Here is a 24,969-nt window from a genome sequence, read left to right on the forward strand (position 1 = left end):
ATGGCATACCTGGTGGCAGTAACCGCCTGCGTGAGCGGCGTGGCACATACTTATATGGCGGCAGAGCGGCTGGAAAAGTTATGCCAGCTAGAGAAGTGGGGCGTCAGCATCGAAACTCAGGGCGCGCTGGGAACGGAGAATCGTTTAGCGGACGAGGATATTCGTCGGGCGGATGTCGCGTTGTTGATTACGGACATTGAGCTTTCCGGTGCCGAGCGATTTGAGCACTGTCGCTATGTGCAATGTGGTATCTACGCTTTTCTGCGTGAGCCGCAGCGGGTAATGAGCGCGGTACGCAAAGTGCTTTCTGCACCGCAGCAAACTCATATTATTCTGGAGTAGTCGGTTTTTCCGTTAACTGGCTGTGGTACTGCCGACGATACTCCGACGGAGAGCGTTCGGTGTTTTTACGAAACAGACGGCAGAAGTAGTTGCTGTCGACAAAGCCACAGGCGTGCGCCACTTCTTTTACCTTCAGGTCATATCCTTTTAGCAACGTCTTAGCATGTTCCAGTCGCGTGTGATTCAGGTATTCGTTAAAGCCAATGGCCCCCGTTTTTTGAAACAGGTGAGAGAGGTAATTGGGCGAAATGTAGAACGCCTGCGCGACAGATTCGCGGGTGAGCGCGGAGGCATAGCGTTCATCGATATAATCACGAATCGCTTCAAATAGTGCCTGGCTGCGTGAAGCAGTCTGGATTTGGCTGCCGAGCAAATCACGGCAGTGGCTAAGTAGACTGGTGACGATAAGCCTGGCCGTTTGCTGTTCCTGCGGCTGCATTTGCATTTCATTGAGCGTTTGTAGCAGGAAAGAACCAATGCGTGGACCGCGTCGGGCGACGTGCTGCTTTGCCAGATTTTGATATTGCTTGCCATCCCATTGCACGACGCTGAAACCGAGTTGCTGTTTACCAAATAACACGCTAAAGGTGGTGGCGGGTGTTTGCCATTGTGGGAAGTTCCAGCCGCCAGCGGGAACGTACAGTACATCGCCAGGAACTAACGTTGCACCAGCGCCAGTATCAAAAAATTCACCTTCCAGCACAATTTCCAGCCGTGGAAAATCGACCTGATACGCGAGATCGGGGACCAGACCATTGCTGTTGGCAAAGTAAATCTGGTGCAGCGACAGCGGGCCGTTTATCAGGTGGGAAAGCAGATAGTTGACGTCGTGATACATGTTATTCCCTTAGGTATGTAGACGGGAAAACAGTAACTGGCATTATGAAAAAAGGCCACCTGAAAAGTGTGGCCTGATGGGAGTTCGATGTAAACATTACGGCAGTTGTATTGCCGGATGCGGCGTATCGCCGCGATTTGTAGGCCGGATAAGACGCGTCAAGCGTCGCATCCGGCAAATAGCACCAGGTAGATAATTACTGATTACCCACCTGATCGCCATACGGCAGAGTGTCGTAATCGATCAGCGCATTTTTCTTATACGGGTTACCAATCCAGCGGGTGGTTTCTTTGAACTGCGGGTTCACCACCGAACGGGTTGGATCGTAACCGTCGTAAGATAAGCCCGCCAAATCTGACCAGGTATGGATCAGTTCAGCAAGACTGTATTTCCGATCGACATCCTGCGAGAAATCACGCGGATGTGTCGCTTGCCATTTGTCCGACGTCCACAGCAGGAATGGAATGGTGTACATGTGGCGCGTCGGGTTGTCTTCGTTACGCCCCTGAGTTTTGTGTGGCGGCGTGTCGTAAACCTCCTCACCGTGGTCAGAGAAGTAAACCAGAAAACCGTTCGGGTCTGCCGCCTTAAAGTCTTTAATCAGGCTGGCAACCACGTGATCGTTATACAGGTTAGCGTTGTCGTAATCGTTATACGACTCCAGCTCTTCTGCGCTTAATCCCGGCGGCACATGATCGGTGTTGCCATCAAACTTGCCCTGATTTTCCGGGTAACGGTATTTGTATTTGATGTGCGTACCCAGCAGATGAACGATGATCAGTTTCTTCGGTGCCGGGTCTTTCAGCACTTCCTGGAATGGCTTCAGCACGTTAGTGTCGTATTCACGCGCACTCTGCGTACGTTGCTGGTTCATGTAGTACTGCTTGTCGGTCTGGCGCGAAAATACCGTCAGCATGGTGTTGCGGGCAGTCATCGTCTGCTGGTTGGTTATCCAGAAGGTTTTATAACCTGCCTGTTTCATCATGTTCATCAGCGACGGCTGTGTCAGATACAGGTCCGGGTTCTTTTCGTTGGCAAAGGTCAGCGCCTGTTGCAGGATTTCAATGGTGTACGGACGCGATGTGACCACGTTATTAAACACGGTCAGATTCGGATCGGTTTTATGCAGCGCATCCAGTTCCGGCGTGGTTTCACGCGGATAGCCATATAAGCTCATGCGTCCACGCTGGGTCGATTCGCCAATCACCAGCACTAAGGTGCGCGGTTCGTTACCCGATTCGTCTTTGAAATTAGCCAGCGGCGGTAATGCGTTATTTTCATTCAGTAGCTTCGTCAGTGAGTTAAGTTGCTGACGATACTGATAATAACCGGTCAGAAATTGCCACGGCGCAGCAGGTTCCATGCGTGATGCCAGATTATCCAACGTTTTCTCAAACGGCTTGTGTTTGATAAACGTGTTCATGGCGATAGGGTGCAGAATCAAACCATAAAGCAGGGCAAAAGAGACGATATAACGCCACGGCTTTGGAATATAGACCGGGCGCAGGCGCGTCCACAGCAGCACGGCCACCGCCGTATAGGCCAGGGCAATAAGCACAATCTTCAGGCTGAAATACTGGCTTAAGTACTCGCTGGCTTCGTTGGTGTTGGTTTCAAACATCACAAACAGAACGCTTTGCGAGAACTCCTGACCGTAGATGACGTAGTAACACAACGCTGCCAGAGAGGCTGCCCACAGAATTACGCCGATCACCGCTGCGATAATTTTAATCCGCTTCGGAAAGAGGAATACCGGGATCAACCACAGCGAACTGAACAGCAGAGAGTCGCGCATGCCGTTGGTGCCGCTGTAGCCGCTGATGTAGATAATGGCCTGTAACAGGGTAGAGAAAAACCAAAAGTAGAGCAGTGCCCAACCCAGGGCTTTCCAGCTAAAAAGGGGTTTAGTCTGGACTTCAGTGGAATGCATAGTAAGAACCCGTTTTGGATAATAGCGCCGAATGTAAGGACAAAACCTTAAGGATATCTGAAGGGATATCCAGAATCTGGGTGAAATGCAGACAGAAATATATTGAAAACGAAGGTGTTAGAACAGAAGTATTTCAGAAAACCCTCGCGCTATTGCACGAGGGTTGATAGAGGAGGGAGGTTAGCCAGTATTACGCATGCCTGCCGCAATTCCGGCAATAGTGACCATCAACGCTTGTTCGACGCGGGGATCCGGCTCCTGTCCTTCTTTTTCTGCCTGGCGCGAACGATGCAGTAACTCTGCCTGCAGTACGTTCAGCGGGTCAGTGTATATATTCCGTAGCTGAATAGACTCGGCAATCCACGGCAGATCGGCCATCAGATGGGAATCGTTGGCAATTGCCAGCACCACTTTGATGTCTTCTTCTTGCAGATTGCGTAACTCTTTACCTAACGGCCACAGGGCTTTGTCGACCAGGCGTTGGTCATAGTATTCCGCCAGCCACAGGTCTGCTTTGGCGAAGACCATTTCCAGCATTCCCAGACGCGTTGAGAAGAACGGCCAGTCGCGGCACATAGCTTCCAGTTCGCTCTGTTTGCCATCTTCCACCACTTTTTGCAGCGCCGTACCCGCGCCCAGCCAGGCTGGGAGCATCAGACGGTTTTGTGTCCAGGCAAAAATCCACGGAATAGCGCGCAGAGACTCGACGCCGCCGGTTGGGCGACGTTTCGCCGGGCGTGAACCTAACGGCAGTTTACCCAATTCCTGTTCTGGCGTAGCGGAGCGGAAGTAAGGGACAAAGTCTTTGTTTTCACGCACGTAGCCACGGTAGAGATCGCAAGAAATGACCGACAGTTCATCCATAATGCGACGCCAGCTCTCTTTCGGCTCTGGAGGTGGTAGCAGGTTTGCTTCCAGAATCGCCCCGGTATACAGCGACAGGCTGCTGACCGTGATTTCTGGCAGACCGTATTTGAAGCGGATCATCTCGCCCTGCTCGGTTACACGCAGGCCGCCTTTCAGGCTTCCCGGCGGTTGCGACAGCAGCGCCGCATGGGCCGGTGCGCCACCGCGACCAATGGAACCGCCACGACCGTGGAACAACGTCAGTTCAATACCCGCTTTTTCGCAGGTTTTGATTAACGCGTCCTGTGCCTGATATTGCGCCCAGGAAGCCGCCATCACGCCAGCATCTTTTGCTGAGTCAGAATAGCCAATCATCACCATTTGTTTGCCCTGAATCAGACCGCGATACCAGTCGATATTCAGCAGTTGGGTCATGACATCGTTGGCGTTGTTCAGGTCATCGAGAGTTTCAAACAGCGGTGCGACCGGCATCGCAAATCCAATACCCGCTTCTTTCAGCAGCAGGTGGACGGCCAGTACGTCGGACGGCGTTTTCGCCATTGAGATCACGTAGGCGGCAATAGAGCCTTGCGGCGCTTCAGCAATCACCTGACAGGTATCAAGCACTTCGCGCGTTTCGGGGCTTGGTTGCCAGTTGCGCGGCAGTAGCGGGCGTTTGGAGTTCAGTTCGCGGATCAGGAATGCCTGCTTGTCGGCCTCTGACCAGCTTTCGTAGTCGCCAATGCCGAGGTAGCGGGTTAGTTCACCTAATGCTTCGGTATGACGGGTGCTCTCCTGGCGAATATCAATACGCACCAGCGGTACACCGAAACATTTTACGCGGCGCAGAGTGTCGAGCAGATCGCCGTTAGCAATAATGCCCATGCCACACGCCTGAAGTGACTGGTAACAAGCGTAGAGCGGTTCCCACAGTTCTTCGTTCTGCGTCAGCAGACCTTCCGGCTTCGGCAGTTCTTCGCCTTTCAGACGCGCTTCCAGCCAGGCCTGTGTCGCCATCAGGCGAGAACGCAGGTTTTTCATCAGATAGCGATATGGTTCTGCGGCACCTTCTTCGCCAACCAGCGCCAGCAGTTCTGGGGTGGCTTCAACCATCGACAGTTCAGATACCAGAATCTGAATATCTTTCAGGAACAGGTCGGTGGCTTTCCAGCGACTGAGCAGCAGGACATGGCGGGTGATGTCGGCGGTGACGTTCGGGTTGCCGTCGCGGTCGCCGCCCATCCACGAAGTAAAACGGACCGGAACAAATTCGACCGGCAGCTTATAGCCGAGGTTCTCTTCCAGTTGTTCGTTCAGTTCGCGCAGGTAATTCGGTACGCCTTGCCACAGGCTGTTTTCCACCACGGCAAAGCCCCATTTTGCTTCGTCAACCGGAGTTGGGCGCAGCTTACGGATTTCATCAGTATGCCAGGACTGAGCGATCAACTGGCGCAGGCGGCGCATCAGCTGGTGGTGTTCGTAGTCGGCGATATCTTTGTTATCGAGCTGTTTTAAGCAGGCGTTCACTTCCACCATTTTGTGGATCAGTGTCCGACGGGTAATTTCGGTAGGGTGCGCAGTGAGAACCAGCTCCAGCGACAATGATTCCACCGCTTTTTTGATGGTGTCTTCGCTCAGTTCCGGCTGGTTTTTCAGTTTACGCAGGGTGCGGGCGATCACTTCCGGATTGCTGGCAGCCTCACCTTTCGGCGAAATGCTGTGGTATTGCTCGGCAGTGTTGGCCAGATTCAGGAACTGACTAAACGCACGCGCAACGGGCAGCAGCTCGTCGTTCGACAAATTTTGTAAGGTGGTGAGTAACTCCTGGCGGTTAGCGTCATTGCCAGCGCGTGAAGATTTGGACAACTTACGGATAGTTTCTACGCGATCAAGAATGTGTTCTCCCAACGCATCCTTGATTGTTTCTCCCAGCACTTTGCCGAGCATACTGACATTACTACGCAATGCGGAATATTGTTCGTTCATATAACCCCAGACACCCCATCTTATTGTTTGAAGCCCGGTATCCTTCACGTCGCATTGGCGCGAATATGCTCGGGCTTTGCTTTTCGTCGTCTTTTATAAAGCCACGTAAAAGCGGTGACGTCAAATGCTGCGAAATCGCTTCAGCAAACGAATAAATAGCAGGAATTTACGCCATTAAATTCACGACGGATAAAATAAGCGTAACTTATGGAAATGTTAAAAAATCGCCATACATAACACCAAAGGTGTAGGTCGGATAAGATGCGCAAGCATCGCATCCGACATTATTGCGGCACCGGAGTTTGGCAACGGTGCCGGATGCGGCGTGACCGCCTTATCCGGCCTACGGTTGGGCATCATTTGAGTCACTGTAGGTCGGATAAGATGCGCAAGCATCGCATCCGACATTATTGCGGCACTGGAGTTTGGCAACAGTGCCGGATGCAGCGTGACCGCCTTATCCGGCCTACGTTTTAATGCCAGCAAAAATGGTGAATTACCTGGGTGATCAGCTCACGGGTGGGCTTAATAAAACGCGTCTCCAGATATTCATCTGGTTGATGGGCCTGATTAATTGAGCCAGGGCCGAGCACCAGCGTCGGGCATAACGTCTGAATAAACGGCGCCTCGGTACAGTAGTTAACCACTTCGGTCTGTGCGCCGAGTAATTTCTCAACCACTTCAACCAGTTGGTGGTTCGGTAGGCATTCATAGCCTGGGATCGGTGGGTGCAACTCTTCGACCGTCAGACGGCCCGGCCAGCGTTCGCTCACCGGCGCCAGCGCGTCGTTGAGCAAGCCGTTAAGTTCACTGAGCGTCATGCCAGGCAGCGGGCGAATATCCATATGCAATTCACAACAAGCGCAAATACGGTTAGAGGCGTCACCGCCGTGAATATGCCCGAGGTTGAGTGTGGGATACGGCACTGTAAACGCTTCATAGTGATAGCGTTCTTTCAGGTTATCGCGCAATTGCAAAATATGGCCGATGGCGTCGTGCATCAGTTCGATAGCGTTAACCCCGCGCGACGGATCGCTGGAGTGGCCCGACTGACCCATAATGCGAATGGCATTAGAGATGTGGCCTTTATGTGCGCGTACCGGTTGCAGCGATGTTGGTTCGCCAATGATGGCGCAATCCGGGCGCAGGGCGGTGGTTTCGGCAAAATAACGCGCTCCTGCCATACTGGTTTCTTCATCGGCAGTCGCCAGAATGTAGAGCGGTTTTGCAAGCTTCGTGACGTCGACATCGCGTAGCGCATCGAGGATAAACGCAAAGAAGCCTTTCATGTCGGCGGTGCCCAAGCCGTAAAGCTTGCCGTCATGTTCCGTCAGCGTAAACGGATCGCGCGTCCAACGCCCATCATCAAACGGTACAGTATCGGTATGACCGGCCAGCAGCAGGCCGCCAGCCCCCTGTCCGCAACTTGCCAGCATATTAAATTTGTTGCGAGTTCCTGGCACGGGCTGCACTTCCACATTGAAGCCCAAATCTTTAAACCAGCCCGCCAGCAGAGTGATTAAATCTGCATTGCTTTGATCGAGTGCCTCTTCCGTAGCGCTTATTGAAGGTGTGGCAATCAGAGCGCGGTAAATCTCGATAAATGGCGGTAATTTGTTTTTCATTGTTGACACACCTCTGGTCATGATAGTATCAATATTCATGCAGTAATTGTGAATAAAAATACACTAACGTTGAGCGTAATAAAACCCACCAGCCGTAAGGTGAATGTTTTACGTTTAACCAGGCAACCAGACATAAGAAGGTGAATAGCCCCGATGTTGAATACGCTGATTGTGGGTGCCAGCGGTTACGCTGGCGCAGAGCTAGTGACCTATGTAAATCGCCATCCGCATATGAACATAACCGCTTTGACTGTCTCAGCGCAAAGCAATGATGCGGGAAAGTTAATCTCCGATTTGCATCCGCAGCTCAAAGGCATCGTTGATCTGCCGTTGCAGCCGATGTCGGATATCAGCGAGTTTAGCCCAGGAGTGGACGTGGTGTTTCTCGCCACCGCCCATGAAGTTAGCCACGATTTAGCGCCACAATTTCTTGAAGCGGGCTGTGTGGTGTTCGACCTTTCCGGCGCGTTTCGCGTTAACGACGCTGCCTTCTATGAAAAATATTACGGCTTTACCCATCAATACCCGGAACTGCTTGAGCAGGCGGCTTATGGGCTGGCGGAGTGGTGCGGCAATAAATTAAAAGAAGCGAACTTGATTGCGGTGCCGGGCTGTTATCCGACGGCGGCACAACTGGCGCTGAAACCGTTAATTGACGCCGATCTTCTTGATCTCAGTCAGTGGCCGGTCATCAACGCCACCAGTGGTGTGAGCGGTGCAGGACGTAAAGCGGCAATTTCAAACAGCTTTTGCGAAGTTAGCCTGCAACCATACGGTGTCTTTACCCATCGCCATCAGCCGGAGATCGCCACGCATCTTGGTGCTGACGTGATTTTTACCCCGCATCTGGGCAATTTCCCGCGCGGCATTCTGGAAACCATTACCTGCCGCCTGAAGTCTGGCGTGAACCAGGCGCAAGTGGCGCAGGCATTACAGCAGGCGTATGCGCATCAACCGCTGGTGCGACTGTATGACAAAGGCGTTCCTGCGCTGAAAAATGTCGTCGGGCTGCCGTTTTGCGATATCGGGTTTGCCGTTCAGGGCGAGCATCTGATTATCGTGGCGACCGAAGATAACTTATTGAAAGGTGCGGCGGCGCAAGCAATACAGTGCGCCAATATTCGTTTCGGCTATGCCCAAACGCAGTCTCTTATTTAAGGGTGCAATGATGAATCCATTAATTATCAAACTGGGCGGCGTGTTGCTGGATAGCGAAGAGGCGCTGGAGCGTCTGTTTAGCGCACTGGTGAAATATCGCGAATCACATCAGCGCCCGCTGGTGATTGTCCACGGCGGCGGCTGCGTGGTGGATGAGCTGATGAAAGGGCTGAATCTGCCGGTGAAAAAGAAAAATGGCCTGCGGGTGACGCCTGCCGATCAGATAGACATTATCACCGGGGCGCTGGCGGGAACGGCAAATAAAACCTTACTGGCGTGGGCGAAGAGACATCAGATTGCTGCCGTAGGCTTGTTTCTTGGTGATGGCGACAGCGTCAAAGTGACCCAGCTTGATGAAGAGTTAGGCCATGTTGGACTGGCGCAGCCAGGTTCGCCTAAGCTTATCAATACGTTGCTGGAAAACGGTTATCTGCCGGTGGTTAGTTCCATTGGCGTAACGGACGAAGGGCAACTGATGAACGTCAATGCTGACCAGGCGGCGACGGCGCTGGCGGCAACGCTGGGTGCGGATCTGATTTTGCTCTCCGACGTCAGCGGCATTCTCGACGGTAAAGGGCAACGTATTGCCGAAATGACCGCCGCGAAAGCGGAACAACTGATTGAGCAGGGCATTATTACCGACGGCATGATAGTGAAAGTGAACGCGGCGCTGGATGCTGCGCGCACGTTGGGCCGCCCGGTAGATATCGCCTCCTGGCGTCATGCGGAACAGCTTCCGGCACTGTTTAACGGTATGCCGATGGGTACGCGGATTTTAGCTTAAGTTTTGTTGGCCGGAGGCAGAGCTTTCCGGCATTGAATTTCAAAATAAGGAAACAGAGTTATGGCACTTTGGGGCGGGCGTTTTACCCAGGCAGCAGATCAACGGTTCAAACAATTCAACGACTCACTGCGCTTTGATTATCGTCTGGCGGAGCAGGATATTGTCGGCTCTGTGGCCTGGTCCAAAGCCCTGGTAACGGTAGGCGTGTTAACCGCAGAAGAGCAGGCGCAACTGGAAGAGGCGCTGAACGTGCTGCTGGAAGATGTTCGCGCCAGGCCACAGCAAATCCTCGAAAGCGACGCCGAAGATATCCATAGCTGGGTGGAAGGCAAACTGATCGACAAAGTGGGCCAGTTAGGCAAAAAACTGCATACCGGGCGTAGCCGTAATGACCAGGTAGCGACCGATCTGAAACTGTGGTGCAAAGCTACCGTTAGCGAGTTGCTGACGGCTAACCGTCAGCTGCAATCGGCGCTGGTGGAAACGGCGGCAAACAATCAGGATGCGGTAATGCCGGGCTATACCCACCTGCAACGCGCCCAGCCGGTGACGTTCGCTCACTGGTGCCTGGCCTACGTTGAGATGCTGGCGCGTGATGAAAGCCGTTTGCAGGACGCGCTTAAGCGCCTGGATGTCAGCCCGTTAGGCTGTGGCGCGCTGGCGGGAACGGCCTATGAAATTGACCGTGAACAGTTAGCAGGCTGGCTGGGTTTTGCTTCGGCAACGCGTAATAGCCTCGACAGTGTTTCTGACCGCGACCACGTGCTGGAGCTGCTTTCTGCCGCCGCTATCGGTATGGTGCATTTGTCGCGTTTTGCCGAAGATCTGATTTTCTTTAACACCGGTGAAGCAGGTTTTGTGGAGCTTTCTGATCGTGTGACTTCCGGTTCATCATTAATGCCCCAGAAGAAAAATCCGGATGCGCTGGAGCTGATTCGTGGTAAATGCGGCCGTGTTCAGGGCGCGTTAACCGGCATGATGATGACCCTTAAAGGTCTACCGCTGGCCTACAACAAAGATATGCAGGAAGACAAAGAGGGCTTATTCGACGCGCTCGATACCTGGCTGGACTGCCTGCATATGGCGGCGCTGGTGCTGGACGGGATTCAGGTGAAACGCCCGCGTTGTCAGGAAGCGGCGCAGCAGGGCTACGCAAACGCCACCGAACTGGCTGATTATCTGGTGGCTAAAGGCGTGCCGTTCCGCGAGGCGCACCATATTGTTGGCGAAGCGGTGGTGGAAGCCATTCGTCAGGGCAAACCACTGGAAGAACTGCCGCTGGCTGAGTTGCAGAAATTCAGCAAGGTGATTGGCGAAGATGTCTATCCGATTCTGTCGCTGCAATCGTGCCTCGACAAGCGTGCGGCAAAAGGCGGCGTCTCACCGCAGCAGGTGGCGCAGGCGATTGCTTTTGCAAAGGCGCGGTTAGGGTAACTTGTTTATATCGCTCCCCTGAAAACGGGGAGTTTGCCTGATGCGCTTTGCTTATCATGCCTACGTAGTGTTGCACTTTGTAGGCCTGATAAGACGTGATAGCGTCGCATCAGGCAGAGATTTGCCAGCATTCTGTTGACCTTAAATTTAACGCCCAGCCAGAACTATTATTTGTCACATTCCTTTTTATTCCTGTGCCTTCTTTTACGTTCGTTCCTCGCATAAAAATATTTTTAAATACATCAAACGATACATATTTTAATTAATGAAATATGATTAATTTCTGCTGCTGTGTTCATTCTGAAGGTTAATGGAATTTGTTATGTGATTATTTAACGTGTTGTTTTAACGATAATGATCAATTATCCTGGTGGTTTTTGAGGATATTTTTGTTCCTCGGAGGAAATTTTTGTTTTTAATGTGATCACGGTTGAATAATCACTCTTTCTCTCTTGTATGGTAGTAGACGTAAAATTAAGTTTGAAGCGTCTATTTACAACACAGGAGATTGCAATAATGAAAATTATTGCTGCGGACGTTTTTGTTACTTGCCCCGGGCGTAATTTCGTTACGCTTAAAATAACCACTGAAAGCGGACTTTGTGGATTGGGAGATGCCACGCTAAATGGTCGCGAATTGTCGGTCGCGTCATATCTTAAAGATCATCTTTGTCCACAATTAATTGGCCGTGATGCCAGTCGAATCGAAGATATCTGGCAATTCTTTTATAAAGGCGCTTACTGGCGACGTGGCCCCGTCACGATGTCGGCTATTTCTGCTATCGATATGGCGCTGTGGGATATCAAAGCTAAAGCAGCCAATATGCCGCTGTATCAACTGCTTGGTGGTGCTTCTCGTGAGGGGGTGATGGTTTATTGCCATACCACCGGGCGCACGATTGATGAAGTCCTTGAGGACTATGCAAAGCACCAGCAGATGGGCTTTAAGGCGATTCGTGTGCAGTGCGGTGTGCCTGGGATGCAAACCACCTATGGCCTGGCGAAAGGCAAAGGACTGGCGTACGAACCGGCAACTAAAGGCCAGTGGCCGGAAGAGCAGTTGTGGTCGACGGAGAAGTATCTCGATTTCACGCCGAAGTTATTTGAGGCAGTGCGCAATAAGTTCGGTTTTAACGAACATCTGTTGCATGACATGCACCATCGCCTTACCCCCATCGAAGCGGCGCGCTTTGGAAAGAGCATTGAAGATTACCGCCTGTTCTGGATGGAAGACCCGACGCCTGCCGAGAATCAGGAATGTTTCCGTTTAATTCGCCAGCATACCGTGACGCCGATTGCGGTCGGTGAAGTGTTTAACAGTATCTGGGACTGCAAGCAGTTAATCGAAGAGCAGCTAATTGACTACATTCGCACGACGATTACCCATGCAGGCGGCATTACCGGAATGCGGCGGATAGCCGATTTCGCATCACTTTATCAGGTACGCACCGGTTCGCACGGCCCTTCTGATTTATCGCCCATTTGCCATGCGGCGGCGCTGCATTTTGACCTCTGGGTACCAAACTTTGGCGTTCAGGAGTACATGGGCTATTCCGAACAAATGCTTGAAGTCTTCCCGCATAGCTGGCGCTTCGATGAGGGTTATATGCACCCTGGTGATGAACCGGGTCTGGGTATCTCTTTCGATGAGAAGCTGGCGGCGAAATATCCGTATGACCCGGCGTATCTCCCTGTCGCACGACTGGAAGACGGCACATTGTGGAATTGGTAGTGATTTAAGCGAAGCCGTATATCTGTCGCTTAATTTATTGATTGAGTAATCAAATCTATTAAATCTGCTCAAGGAGCTTAAAAATGGACGTTGATTTGCCTGGTAGTGTTGTGGGTAATAAACTGCAACGGATCCGTCGTATTCAGACAGTGACGCTGGTTTTATTATTTATGGCGGGGATCGTTAATTTCCTCGACCGTTCGTCGTTGAGTGTGGCAGGTGAAGCTATTCGTGGTGAGTTAGGATTATCCGCCACCGAGTTTGGCGTTTTACTTTCTGCATTTTCTCTGTCTTATGGTTTTTCACAACTTCCTTCCGGTATTTTGCTAGACCGCTTTGGCCCACGAATAGTTTTAGGCGCAGGCTTGATATTCTGGTCATTAATGCAGGCATTAACAGGAATGGTTAATTCTTTTAGCCACTTTATTTTAATGCGTATTGGTCTGGGTATTGGCGAAGCGCCATTTATGCCTGCGGGGGTGAAATCTATCACCGACTGGTATGCCCAAAAAGAACGCGGCACGGCGTTGGGGATTTTTAACTCATCTACCGTTATCGGTCAGGCTATTGCGCCTCCTGCTCTGGTGCTGATGCAACTGGCGTGGGGCTGGCGGGCGATGTTTGTCATCATCGGCGTGGCGGGGATTCTGGTTGGGATCTGTTGGTACGCGTGGTACCGCAACCGGGCGCAGTTTGTCCTGACCGAGGAAGAACGGACGTATCTCTCCGCGCCGGTTAAACCGCGACCACAACTGCAATTTAGTGAATGGCTGGCGCTGTTTAAGCATCGGACAACCTGGGGGATGATTTTAGGTTTCTCTGGCGTCAACTATACAGGCTGGCTCTACATCGCGTGGTTACCCGGTTATTTGCAGGCCGAGCAAGGTTTTAGTCTGGCGAAAACGGGTTGGGTGGCGGCGATTCCTTTCCTCGCGGCGGCAGTCGGAATGTGGGTCAACGGTATTGTTGTCGATCGACTGGCTAAAAAAGGCTACGACCTGGCGAAGACGCGTAAAACGGCTATTGTCTGCGGTTTGATGATGTCGGCATTAGGCACGTTGCTGGTAGTGCAATCTTCCTCACCAACGCAAGCGGTGGCGTTTATCTCAATGGCGCTGTTCTGTGTGCATTTCGCGGGAACATCTGCATGGGGACTGGTTCAGGTGATGGTGTCTGAAACAAAAGTGGCTTCCATCGCCGGTATTCAAAACTTTGGCAGTTTTGTCTTTGCTTCCTTTGCCCCGATCGTAACCGGTTGGGTAGTGGATACTACGCACTCGTTTAATCTGGCGCTGGTTATCGCCGCTTGTGTGACCTTCACTGGTGCGCTGTGTTACTTCTTTATTGTCAAAGATCGCATTGAGTAACCGTTACTATCAGGCTCTCTTGCTGTGGGCCTGTAAAATAAAAAAAAGCGGATCCTGGAGATCCGCAAAAGTTCACGTTGGCTTTAGTTATTCGAGTTGAGAAACTCTCGAAACGGGCAGTGACTTCAAGGGTTAAAAGAGGTGCCGCTCCGTTTCTGTGAGCAATTATCAGTCACAATGCTTGATAGGGATAATCGTTCGTTGCTATGCTACCTATCGCCATGAACTATCGTGGCGATGGAGGATGGATAATGAATATTCGTGATCTTGAGTACCTGGTGGCACTGGCCGAGCACCGCCATTTTCGCCGTGCGGCAGATTCCTGCCACGTCAGCCAGCCAACCTTGAGTGGGCAAATTCGTAAGCTGGAAGATGAGCTGGGCGTGATGTTGCTGGAGCGGACCAGCCGTAAAGTGTTATTCACCCAGGCGGGAATGCTACTGGTGGATCAGGCGCGTACCGTGCTGCGCGAGGTGAAAGTCCTTAAAGAGATGGCAAGCCAGCAGGGGGAGACGATGTCCGGACCGCTGCATATTGGTTTGATTCCAACGGTTGGACCTTACCTGTTGCCGCATATTATCCCGATGCTGCACCAGACCTTTCCGAAGCTGGAAATGTATCTGCATGAAGCGCAGACCCACCAGTTACTGGCGCAGCTGGATAGTGGCAAACTCGACTGCGTGATCCTCGCGCTGGTGAAAGAGAGCGAAGCATTCATTGAAGTGCCGTTGTTTGATGAGCCAATGCTGTTGGCAATCTATGAAGATCACCCGTGGGCTAACCGCGAATGTGTGCCGATGGCCGATCTGGCAGGAGAAAAACTGCTGATGCTGGAAGATGGTCACTGTCTGCGCGATCAGGCAATGGGCTTCTGCTTTGAAGCTGGAGCGGATGAAGATACACACTTCCGCGCGACCAGTCTGGAGACGCTGCGCAACATGGTGGCCGCAGGTAGCGGGATCACTTTACTGCCTGCGCTGGCTGTACCGCCAGAACGCAAACGCGATGGTGTGGTTTATCTGCCGTGCATTAAGCCGGAACCACGCCGTACCATTGGTCTGGTTTATCGCCCAGGCTCACCATTGCGCAGCCGCTATGAGCAGCTGGCAGAGGCCATCCGCGAAAAAATGGATGGCCATTTCGATAAAGCGTTAAAACAGGCGGTTTAAGCCGTTTAATGCCGCTACCCGATAGGCTTCCGCCATGGTCGGGTAGTTAAAGGTGGTGTTGACGAAGTACTCAATAGTGTTGCCGCCACCTTTTTGTTCCATAATCGCCTGACCGATATGAATAATTTCGGCAGCGCGCTCGCCAAAGCAATGAATCCCCAGAATCTCTTTCGTTTCCCGATGGAACAAAATTTTCAGCGTACCCACGTTCATGCCGACGATTTGTGCGCGAGCCAGATGTTTAAACTGGGCGCGGCCTACTTCATACGGAACCTTCATCGCGGTCAGTTGCTGTTCCGTTTTACCGACCGAGCTGATTTCCGGAATGGTGTAGATGCCGGTAGGGATATCTTCAATCAGATGCGCGGTGGCTTCGCCTTTCACCAGCGCCTGCGCGGCAATGCGCCCCTGGTCGTAGGCCGCCGACGCCAGACTTGGATAACCAATCACGTCGCCCACCGCGTAAACGTGCGGCTGCGCGGTTTGATACATGCTGTTGACCTTAAGCTGTCCGCGACTGTCAGTTTCCAGCCCAATGTTCTGTAACGCCAGCGAATCGGTATTACCGGTGCGTCCGTTGGCATAGAGCAGGCAGTCTGCTTTCAGCTTTTTGCCTGACTTCAAGTGCATGATCACGCCGTCATCGCAACCTTCGATCTTCTCGTACTCTTCGTTGTGACGAATCACCACACCACTGTTCCAGAAGTGATAGGAGAGAGAATCTGACATCTCCTGATCCAGAAATGCCAGCAGACGATCACGGGTATTGATCAGATCCACTTTCACATCCATGCCACGGAAGATCGACGCATATTCACAACCGATCACCCCTGCGCCGTAGATAAGCACATGGCGCGGTTCGTGATGCATGCTAAGAATCGAATCGCTATCGTAAATGCGCGGATGGGTAAAATCGACGTCTGCTGGATGATAAGGGCGTGAGCCGCAGGCAATGACAAATTTTTCTGCGGTTAACGTTTCAACCGTGCCGTCCGGACAGTCCAGCGCCAGCGTGTGCTCGTCAACGAAGCGGGCATTCCCCTGCAATATTTCGCAGTGATTACGTTCGTAAAACCCCTGACGCATGCGCGTTTGTTGATTTATCACGTTATCGGCATGGTTGAGGATATCGGCAAAAGAAGAGCGGAGCAGTCGCGAATGGTCGCTGTAAAGTGGGTTTTGATTAAATTCTATAATGCGGCTAACAGCGTGGCGGAGGGCTTTTGACGGGATGGTGCCCCAATGGGTGCAACCGCCGCCAACATTTTGATAACGCTCGATAACTGCGACGCGCGCACCTTGCTTAACAAGACCCATTGCAGCGCCTTCGCCGCCGGGGCCGGAACCTATTACTATGGCATCGTAATCGTAGGAATGTGGCATGGTAGGGCTTACCTGTTCTTATACATAAAAGCAACAGAATGGTAACATTTTATCGCGGGTAAGCCAATTGATCCCCGTCATTTATCTGGCTATATCGTGAGCGGCCTTTGCTTTGTCTGCCCCCTTCTTAATCCACTAATTCGCTATTAATTGCTTTTTCTTATGGCTGATAGTTTTATCTTGCCGAAGCGTGCTTTTTTGTTATTGTCTATGTTAAATATTCTTATAAAACAAATATATAAATATTTCATATTGATTCGTTATTTATATTTACACCATCAATAAAACCCGTTAATTAACTTGTTTATAAGTGAATAAAGGAATAGCCGATGATCGAACACTACATTCGTGGGTTTGAGGAAGAGTTGCGCGAGATCCGCCACCAAATCCACGAAAACCCGGAGCTGGGATTACAAGAATTTAAAACCAGTGCTCTGGTTGCGGAAAAGCTGCGCCAGTGGGGCTATGAGGTAGAGCAAGGGCTGGCAACGACGGGGATAGTGGCCACGTTAATAGTGGGGGACGGAGAGAAAAGTATTGGTCTGCGTGCTGATATGGATGCGTTGCCAATTTATGAAAATAGCGGCAAGCCCTGGGCCAGTAAACATCCCGGTTTAATGCACGCATGCGGGCATGACGGTCATACCACGATATTACTTGGCGCTGCGCGTTATCTTGCCGAAACTCGTCGTTTTAACGGCACGTTACGTCTTATCTTCCAGCCCGCAGAAGAGATGATTAACGGCGGCGAGATCATGGTTAAAGAGGGGCTTTTTGACCGTTTCCCCTGCGATGCGATTTTCGGTATGCATAACATGCCGGGCTTACCGGTTGGCAAGTTTTTCTTCCAGCCTGGGGCGCTAATGGCGTCAATGGATCAGTTCCACATCACAGTTCATGGTTGTGGTGGGCATGGCGCAATTCCTCACAAAGCCATCGATCCGGTGCTGATCACGGCACATATCACCACCGCATTACAAAGCATTGTGTCGCGCAATGTCGATCCGCTGGAAGCAGCAGTGATAACCGTTGGCAGCATTGTTGCGGGTGAGGCCGCTAACGTCATTCCTGATAGTGCTGAGATGAAAATCAGCGTCCGCTCTCTTAGCCGCGAAACCCGGCAACTTCTTCTGACCCGTATTCCTGCTCTGGCGCAAGCCCAGGCTGTCAGCTTTGGCGCTACGGCTGATGTGACGCATGTTAACGGCACACCGGTATTAGTGAATGACGAGGAGATGGCGCGCTTCGCCTGGCAGGCGGCGTGTAAAACGTTTGGCGAAGCTCGGGCTGAGTTTGGCATTAAACCTCTGATGGGCAGTGAAGATTTCTCTTTCATGTTGGAAGCCCAGCCAAAAGGCGCTTTTTTGCTGTTCGGTAATGGCGATGTCGGGGAAGGGGCATGCATGGTGCATAACCCGGGCTACGACTTCAACGATGCAAGTCTGGTCCCGGCAAGTAGCTACTGGGGCGCACTGGTAGAAGCCTGGCTGCAATAAATAAAACAACACACAACAACACTTTCTGGCAAGGAACATGGAATGACGGCGATCGTAAATGGAACCGTGATTGTGAAGAAAAAGCCCAGCGGTAAGCGGGTGATTTTTGCCTCGGCGTTTGGCAATGCGCTCGAATTTTTTGATTTTGGCGTTTACAACTTTTTTGTGGTCTATATCAGTACGCTTTTCTTCCCACCCAGTGCTGATCACAATGTCGCGCTGTTACTGGCATTTGCAACGTTTGGCGTGAGTTTTTTTATGCGCCCGCTTGGTGGAATTATCGTCGGGGCCTGGGCCGATCGCTTCGGACGTAAGCCTGCGATGGTGTTCACCATTGCCCTGATGAGCCTCGGCACGTTGATGATTGGCATTGCGCCAACATATGCGACGGCGGGCTATTGGGGAACGGCGACGCTGGTGCTGGCGCGTCTGATTCAGGGCGTTGCGGCAGGTGGTGAAGTCGGCGCCTCAATGTCTTTGCTGGTTGAGTCAGCTCCGGCAAATCGTCGCGGCTTTTACAGTAGCTGGTCGCTGGCGACTCAGGGGCTGGCAACGACATTTGGTGGCGTTGTTGCTTTAGGTCTGAGCGCATGGCTACCGTTCGCCACAGGTTCAGAAACCGTAATGGCAGAATGGGGCTGGCGTGTGCCATTTTTTATTGGTGTGCTTTTAGCGCCCATCGGTTGCTGGCTGCGTCTGAGCCTGGAAAATGATGTGCCTGAACCAGTACACAATAAAAAAGCCGCTGCCAGCGAAAGCGCGTTCTCTCTGCTCCTGCAACATAAAGCGACTATCGTTAACGGCGTTTTACTCGCTATTGGTAGTACGGTAGCAACCTATATTTCCCTCTTTTACTACGGCACCTGGGCGGCGAAGTATCTGGCAATGCCTCAACACTATTCTCATGCAGCGATGTTACTGGCGGGGGTGATTACGTTTGCGGGCGCGCTGTTGGTGGGGATGCTATGTGATTCGGTCGGACGTAAAAAGCTGATTTTTATCTCGCGTGTGATGGTGCTTCTCTGTAGCTGGCCTTCGTTCTGGTTGTTGGTGAATTACCCAAGCCCAGGCATGTTGCTGACGGTCGTTTTCGTGATGGTCAGCTTTACCACGCTTGGTGGAGTACCGGTAATGTTGCTGATTTCCGAACTGTTGCCGAAACGGATCCGGGCATTAGGCTTCGCGCTGGTTTATAGCATTGGCGTAGCAATTTTCGGCGGTTTTGCGCAATATTTCGCTACGCAATCCATCGTGTTACTGGATAGCCTGACTGCTCCGGCGTGGTATCTGGGCGGGGGGACATTGCTGTCGATGCTGGCGTTGTTGTTCGTAAAAGAACCGGCCAAAGAATTGCAGTGAATACGTTTTATTGTCTTGCCATTCATTCACAGCACTGAAGCAATCCAGAATGTTCATTCTCTGGTATAGTGCCAGCAGTACTTTTGGCAAGGATTCAGACATCGTGATGGGCGTAAGAGCGCAGCAAAAAGAAAAAACCCGACGTTCGCTGGTAGAAGCCGCATTTAGCCAATTAAGTGCTGAACGCAGCTTCGCCAGCCTGAGTTTGCGTGAAGTGGCGCGTGAAGCGGGCATCGCTCCCACCTCTTTTTATCGGCATTTCCGCGACGTAGACGAACTTGGCCTGACCATGGTTGACGAGAGTGGTTTGATGCTGCGTCAGCTTATGCGCCAGGCGCGTCAGCGTATCGCTAAAGGCGGGAGTGTGATCCGCACCTCGGTATCCACATTTATGGAGTTCATCGGTAATAATCCTAACGCCTTCCGGTTATTATTGCGGGAACGCTCCGGCACCTCCGCCGCATTTCGTGCCGCCGTTGCGCGTGAAATTCAGCACTTCATTGCGGAACTTGCGGACTATCTTGAACTCGAAAACCATATGCCTCGCGCGTTTACTGAAGCGCAAGCCGAAGCAATGGTGACGATTGTCTTCAGTGCGGGTGCCGAGGCTTTGGATGTCGGCGTCGAACAACGTCGGCAATTAGAAGAGCGACTGGTACTGCAACTACGAATGATTTCGAAAGGGGCTTATTACTGGTATCGCCGTGAACAAGAGAAAACCGCAATTATTCCGGGAAATGTGAAGGACGAGTAATGAAACAAGCAAATCAAGATAGAGGTACGCTGCTGCTGGCGTTGGTTGCTGGCTTATCGATTAATGGTACTTTTGCAGCGCTGTTTAGCTCCATTGTGCCATTTTCTGTATTCCCGATTATTTCCCTGGTGCTGACGGTTTACTGCCTGCATCAACGTTATCTTAATCGTACTATGCCGGTCGGATTGCCGGGTCTGGCAGCTGCCTGTTTTATTCTCGGCGTTCTGCTGTATAGCACGGTGGTTCGTGCAGAATATCCGGATATCGGTTCTAACTTCTTCCCGGCTGTGCTGTCCGTCATCATGGTGTTCTGGATTGGCGCGAAGATGCGTAACCGTAAGCAGGAAGTTGCAGAGTAACAAGTATCATGCCGGATAGCGATGCTATCCGGCATGGATTTTACTTCGCCGTCAGTAATACGCCGCACTCCATATGGTGCGTGTAGGGGAACTGATCAAACAGAGCCAGACGTTCAACCTTGTGCGTCTGGCTTAATGTTTCCAGATTCTTACACAGCGTTTCCGGGTTGCAGGAAATGTACAAAATACGCGGATACGCCTGCACCATTTTCTCGGTTTCACTGTCCAGACCGCTGCGCGGCGGGTCGACAAAAATGGTTTCACACTGATAACTCTTTAAGTCGATTCCCTGTAAACGGTTAAACTCACGCACGCCATTCATCGCCTGGGTAAATTCTTCCGCTGCCATACGAATAATTTGTACGTTATCAATATGGTTGGCGGCAATGTTGTATTGCGCAGCAGCAACAGACGGCTTGGCTATTTCGGTGGCTAATACCCGATCAAAATTGCGCGCCAGCGCTAATGAAAAATTACCGTTTCCGCAGTACAGCTCCAGCAAATCACCTTTTGAGCCTTTGGTCACGTCCAGCGCCCATTCCAGCATCTGAATATTCATCGCCGCGTTCGGCTGGGTGAAGCTGTTTTCTACCTGGCGGTAGATCATCTCTTTTCCTGCGACCGGTAGACGTTCGTCGATGTAATCCTGATCCAGCTCGATTTTGGTTTTCGTTGCCCGACCAATCAGATGCACATTCAGATTCTGCGCGCGTAGTGCATCGCGCAGGGCTTCCGCCTGCTGACGCCACTCGTCATCCAGCTTTTTATGGTACAGCAGGGAAATCACCGCTTGATTACTCAGCGTGGTGAGGTAATCAATCTGGAACAGCTTGTGGCGTAGAACAGGATTATTGCGCACACCCGCAATCATCGCCGTCATCAACTGGTTGATAAGTTCACTGGCGGCGGGAAAGCTATCTACGCGGATGCGGCTTTTGGTTTGCTGATCGAAAATGATGTGGTACAGGTCATCGCCATCGTGCCAGATGCGGAACTCCGCACGCATCCGGTAATGGCTGACCGGCGAGCGAAACACTTCCGGAACCAGGTCAGAAAACGGTGCCATCATACTTTGCAAACGTACCACTTTTTCGGCTAACTGCGCTTCATACTGTTCTGTTGGAAGGTGTTCGGGGGTCATGATGTATCCTGAAAAATTAAAGTACGCGGCGATTGTAGGGATTGCTCATCAGATGTCCAGATCTTGATGAATTCCTATTTGTGAGCTATGTCTGGACAGTAACTTGTTACAACCTGTAGCATCCACTTGCCGGTCCTGTGAGTTAATAGGGAATCCAGTGCGAATCTGGAGCTGACGCGCAGCGGTAAGGAAAGGTGCGATGATTGCGTAATGCAGACACTGCCATCCGGTGGGAAGTCATCATCTCTTTGTATCCTCAGATACCCCTCCAAGCCCGAAGACCTGCCGGCCAACGTCGCATCTGGTTCTCATCATCGCGTAATATTGATGAAACCTGCGGCATCCTTCTTATATTGTGGATGCTTTACAATGATTAAAAAAGCTTCGCTGCTGACGGCGTGTTCTGTCACAGCCTTTTCTGCTTGGGCACAGGATACCAGCCCGGATACTCTCGTTGTTACTGCTAACCGTTTTGAACAGCCGCGCAACACTGTGCTTGCGCCAACTACCGTTGTGACGCGTCAGGATATTGACCGCTGGCAGTCGACCTCGGTCAATGATGTGCTGCGCCGTCTCCCTGGCGTGGATATCACTCAAAACGGCGGTTCAGGTCAGCTTTCTTCTATTTTTATTCGTGGCACAAATGCCAGTCATGTGTTGGTATTAATTGATGGCGTGCGCCTGAATCTGGCAGGGGTGAGTGGTTCTGCCGATCTTAGTCAATTCCCTATTGCACTTGTCCAGCGTGTCGAATATATCCGCGGGCCGCGATCCGCCGTTTATGGTTCCGATGCAATCGGCGGGGTGGTGAATATCATTACGACGCGCGATGAACCCGGAACGGAAATTTCAGCGGGATGGGGAAGCCATAGTTATCAAAACTACGATGTCTCTACGCAGCAACAACTGGGGGATAAAACTCGGGTAACCCTGTTAGGCGATTACGCTTATACCCATGGTTATGATGTTGTCGCTTACGGCAATACAGGAATGCAAGCGCAGCCTGATAACGATGGTTTCTTAAGTAAAACGCTTTATGGTGCTCTGGAACATAATTTTACCGATGCCTGGAGCGGCTTTGTACGTGGCTATGGCTATGATAATCGGACCAATTATGACGCGTATTATTCTCCCGGCTCACCGTTGCTCGATACCCGTAAACTCTATAGCCAAAGCTGGGACGCTGGGCTGCGCTATAACGGCGAACTGATTAAATCACAGCTCATTACCAGCTATAGCCATAGCAAAGATTACAACTACGATCCGCATTATGGTCGTTATGATTCGTCCGCGACGCTCGATGAGATGAAGCAGTACACCGTCCAGTGGGCAAACAACGTCACCGTTGGCCACGGTAATATTGGTGCGGGTGTTGACTGGCAGAAACAGACTACGACGCCAGGTACCGGGTATGTTGACGATGGATATGATCAACGTAATACCGGTATCTATCTGACCGGATTGCAACAAGTCGGCGATTTTACCTTTGAAGGTGCAGCACGCAGCGACGATAACTCACAGTTTGGCCGTCATGGAACCTGGCAAACCAGCGTCGGATGGGAGTTCATCGAAGGCTATCGTTTCATCGCTTCTTATGGCACGTCCTACAAGGCACCTAATCTTGGGCAATTGTACGGCTTCTACGGTAATCCGGATCTGGACCCTGAGAAAAGCAAACAGTGGGAAGGCGCGTTTGAAGGCTTAACCGCTGGAGTGAACTGGCGTATTTCTGGATATCGTAACGATGTTAGTGACTTAATCGATTATGACGACCACATCCTGAAATATTACAACGAAGGGAAAGCGCGGATTAAAGGTGTCGAGGCGACCGCCAATTTTGATACCGGACCACTGACGCATACTGTGAGTTACGATTATGTCGATGCTCGTAACGCAATTACTGACGCACCGTTGTTACGCCGCGCTAAACAGCAGGTGAAATACCAGCTCGACTGGCAGCTGTATGACTTCGACTGGGGTATTACTTATCAGTATTTAGGCACTCGCTATGATAAGGATTACTCCTCCTGGCCGTATCAAACTGTGAAAATGGGCGGTGTGAGTTTATGGGATCTTGCGGTTGCATATCCGGTCACCTCTCATCTGACAGTTCGTGGTAAAATAGCCAACCTGTTCGACAAAGATTACGAGACAGTCTATGGCTATCAAACTGCAGGACGGGAATACACCTTGTCTGGCAGCTACACCTTCTGAACCACGTCCCACCGTGCTGGTGTTTGACTCCGGCGTCGGTGGGCTGTCGGTCTATGACGAGATCCGGCGCCTCTTACCGGATCTCCATTACATTTATGCTTTCGATAATGTCGCTTTCCCTTATGGCGAAAAAAACGAAGACTTTATTGTTGAGCGAGTGGTGGAAATTGTTACTGCGGTGCAAGAGCGTTATCCCCTTGCGCTGGCTGTTGTGGCTTGCAACACCGCCAGTACCGTCTCACTTCCTGCATTACGCGAGAAGTTTGCGTTCCCGGTTGTCGGTGTCGTACCGGCAATTAAGCCAGCGGCACGTCTGACTGCGAATGGCATTGTCGGATTGCTGGCAACTCGTGGCACGGTAAAACGTTCTTATACCCACGAGCTAATCGCGCGTTTCGCTAATGAATGTCAGATAGAAATGCTGGGCTCGGCAGAGATGGTTGAGCTGGCTGAAGCGAAGCTGCATGGCGAAGAAATCTCTCTGGATGCGCTAAAACGTATCCTGCGCCCGTGGCTAAGAATGAAAGAGCCACCAGATACTGTTGTTCTGGGTTGTACCCACTTCCCTCTATTACAAGAAGAACTGTTAAAGGTGCTGCCAGAGGGAACCCGACTGGTGGATTCAGGCGCTGCGATTGCCCGCCGAACGGCCTGGCTGCTGGAACATGAAGCTCCTGAGGCAAAATCTGCCGATGCGAACATTGCCTTTTGCATGGCAATGACGCCAGAAGCTGAACAGTTATTACCCGTTTTACAGCGTTACGGTTTCAAAACGCTCGAAAAACTGGCAGTTTCAAGCTGATTTGGTTGAATGTTGCGCATTCGGAAAATTATTTTAAATTTCCTCTTGTCAGCTCAGAATAACTCCCTATAATGCGCCACCACTGACACGGAACAACGGCAAACAAGCCGCCGGGTCAGCGGGATTCTCCTGAGAATCCCGGCAGAGAAAAGCAAAAAAATGCTTGACTCTGTAGCGGGAAAGTGTATTATGCACACCCCGCGCCGCTGAGAAAAAGCGAAGCGGCACTGCTCTTTAACAATTTATCAGAC

The 24,969-nt window shown here is 51.5% G+C and carries 19 protein-coding genes and 1 riboswitch; of the genes, 13 read left to right on the plus strand and 6 right to left on the minus strand.

Translation table 11 applies throughout. From position 1 onward, the window contains the following. Positions 1–342, plus strand: a complete 342-nt coding sequence (locus A9180_RS20290; protein ID WP_064530317.1) for a PTS fructose-like transporter subunit IIB — start codon at positions 1–3, stop codon at positions 340–342. Here the strand turns inward: A9180_RS20290 and A9180_RS20295 are convergent. From A9180_RS20295 to argE, 4 genes are all read right to left on the minus strand, one after another. After that, positions 329–1,180, minus strand: coding sequence for an AraC family transcriptional regulator (locus tag A9180_RS20295; protein ID WP_064530318.1), 852 nt, complete (start codon positions 1,178–1,180; stop codon positions 329–331). The genes A9180_RS20290 and A9180_RS20295 overlap by 14 nt on opposite strands. A gap of 196 nt (positions 1,181–1,376) precedes the next feature. After that, a complete protein-coding gene (locus tag A9180_RS20300) occupies positions 1,377–3,110 on the minus strand; it encodes a phosphoethanolamine transferase CptA (protein ID WP_064530319.1) in 1,734 nt (577 codons plus the stop codon). 180 nt (positions 3,111–3,290) lie between these two features. Further along, positions 3,291–5,942: a phosphoenolpyruvate carboxylase gene (gene ppc, locus A9180_RS20305; RefSeq protein ID WP_064530320.1), complete on the minus strand. Its 2,652-nt coding sequence runs from the start codon at positions 5,940–5,942 to the stop codon at positions 3,291–3,293. 473 nt (positions 5,943–6,415) lie between these two features. Further along, the gene (gene argE, locus A9180_RS20310; protein ID WP_064530321.1) at positions 6,416–7,567 is read right to left on the minus strand and encodes an acetylornithine deacetylase; all 1,152 of its coding nucleotides are present in this window, start codon (positions 7,565–7,567) and stop codon (positions 6,416–6,418) included. Positions 7,568–7,720: 153 nt separating this feature from the next. Here argE and argC point away from each other — a divergent pair, with 153 nt between their 5' ends. From argC to oxyR, 6 genes are all read left to right on the plus strand, one after another. Further along, on the plus strand, positions 7,721–8,725 hold the full coding sequence (gene argC, locus A9180_RS20315) for an N-acetyl-gamma-glutamyl-phosphate reductase (RefSeq protein ID WP_064530322.1): 1,005 nt from the start codon (positions 7,721–7,723) through the stop codon (positions 8,723–8,725). A gap of 7 nt (positions 8,726–8,732) precedes the next feature. After that, positions 8,733–9,509, plus strand: a complete 777-nt coding sequence (gene argB, locus A9180_RS20320; RefSeq protein WP_077883548.1) for an acetylglutamate kinase — start codon at positions 8,733–8,735, stop codon at positions 9,507–9,509. Between the two features lie 60 nt (positions 9,510–9,569). Then, positions 9,570–10,943, plus strand: coding sequence for an argininosuccinate lyase (gene argH / locus A9180_RS20325; protein ID WP_064530324.1), 1,374 nt, complete (start codon positions 9,570–9,572; stop codon positions 10,941–10,943). Positions 10,944–11,459: 516 nt separating this feature from the next. Next, positions 11,460–12,674, plus strand: a complete 1,215-nt coding sequence (manD, locus tag A9180_RS20330) for a D-mannonate dehydratase ManD (protein ID WP_064530325.1) — start codon at positions 11,460–11,462, stop codon at positions 12,672–12,674. Positions 12,675–12,757: 83 nt separating this feature from the next. After that, positions 12,758–14,041 (plus strand): MFS transporter, encoded by a 1,284-nt coding sequence (locus tag A9180_RS20335; RefSeq protein ID WP_064530326.1) that lies wholly within the window; start codon positions 12,758–12,760, stop codon positions 14,039–14,041. Positions 14,042–14,292: 251 nt separating this feature from the next. Continuing rightward, complete coding sequence (gene oxyR, locus A9180_RS20340; protein ID WP_064530327.1) at positions 14,293–15,210, plus strand: DNA-binding transcriptional regulator OxyR; 918 nt, start codon at positions 14,293–14,295, stop codon at positions 15,208–15,210. Here the strand turns inward: oxyR and sthA are convergent. Continuing rightward, a complete protein-coding gene (gene sthA, locus A9180_RS20345; RefSeq protein WP_001120822.1) occupies positions 15,193–16,593 on the minus strand; it encodes a Si-specific NAD(P)(+) transhydrogenase in 1,401 nt (466 codons plus the stop codon). The two genes, oxyR and sthA, sit on opposite strands and share 18 nt — an antisense overlap. Before the next feature lie 329 nt (positions 16,594–16,922). Here sthA and A9180_RS20350 point away from each other — a divergent pair, with 329 nt between their 5' ends. The 4 genes from A9180_RS20350 to A9180_RS20365 all read left to right on the plus strand — a co-directional run bounded on the left by A9180_RS20350 (position 16,923) and on the right by A9180_RS20365 (position 20,561). Further along, a complete protein-coding gene (locus A9180_RS20350; RefSeq protein ID WP_064530328.1) occupies positions 16,923–18,089 on the plus strand; it encodes a M20 aminoacylase family protein in 1,167 nt (388 codons plus the stop codon). 42 nt (positions 18,090–18,131) lie between these two features. Then, the gene (locus tag A9180_RS20355) at positions 18,132–19,448 is read left to right on the plus strand and encodes a citrate-proton symporter (protein ID WP_064530329.1); all 1,317 of its coding nucleotides are present in this window, start codon (positions 18,132–18,134) and stop codon (positions 19,446–19,448) included. 103 nt (positions 19,449–19,551) lie between these two features. Continuing rightward, positions 19,552–20,202, plus strand: a complete 651-nt coding sequence (fabR, locus tag A9180_RS20360; protein WP_001309117.1) for an HTH-type transcriptional repressor FabR — start codon at positions 19,552–19,554, stop codon at positions 20,200–20,202. After that, entirely contained in the window at positions 20,202–20,561 is a 360-nt protein-coding gene (locus tag A9180_RS20365) for a YijD family membrane protein (RefSeq protein WP_000806411.1), read from the plus strand. The genes fabR and A9180_RS20365 overlap by 1 nt, the downstream gene beginning before the upstream one ends. A 40-nt stretch (positions 20,562–20,601) precedes the next feature. Here the strand turns inward: A9180_RS20365 and trmA are convergent, their stop codons facing one another. Continuing rightward, positions 20,602–21,702 carry a tRNA (uridine(54)-C5)-methyltransferase TrmA gene (trmA, locus tag A9180_RS20370; protein WP_064530330.1) on the minus strand — a complete coding sequence of 367 codons (1,101 nt, stop codon included), beginning with the start codon at positions 21,700–21,702 and terminating at the stop codon, positions 20,602–20,604. 113 nt (positions 21,703–21,815) lie between these two features. Beyond that, a riboswitch (cobalamin riboswitch) is annotated at positions 21,816–22,007 on the plus strand. Positions 22,008–22,071: 64 nt separating this feature from the next. On the opposite strand from trmA, the gene btuB reads away from it, so the two are divergent. Further along, positions 22,072–23,916: a TonB-dependent vitamin B12 receptor BtuB gene (gene btuB, locus A9180_RS20375; RefSeq protein WP_064530331.1), complete on the plus strand. Its 1,845-nt coding sequence runs from the start codon at positions 22,072–22,074 to the stop codon at positions 23,914–23,916. After that, positions 23,861–24,718, plus strand: a complete 858-nt coding sequence (gene murI / locus A9180_RS20380; RefSeq protein WP_074399655.1) for a glutamate racemase — start codon at positions 23,861–23,863, stop codon at positions 24,716–24,718. The genes btuB and murI overlap by 56 nt, the downstream gene beginning before the upstream one ends. The last annotated feature ends 251 nt before the right edge of the window (positions 24,719–24,969 follow it).

This window comes from Escherichia sp. B1147, assembly GCF_001660175.1.
Lineage (GTDB): Bacteria > Pseudomonadota > Gammaproteobacteria > Enterobacterales > Enterobacteriaceae > Escherichia > Escherichia whittamii.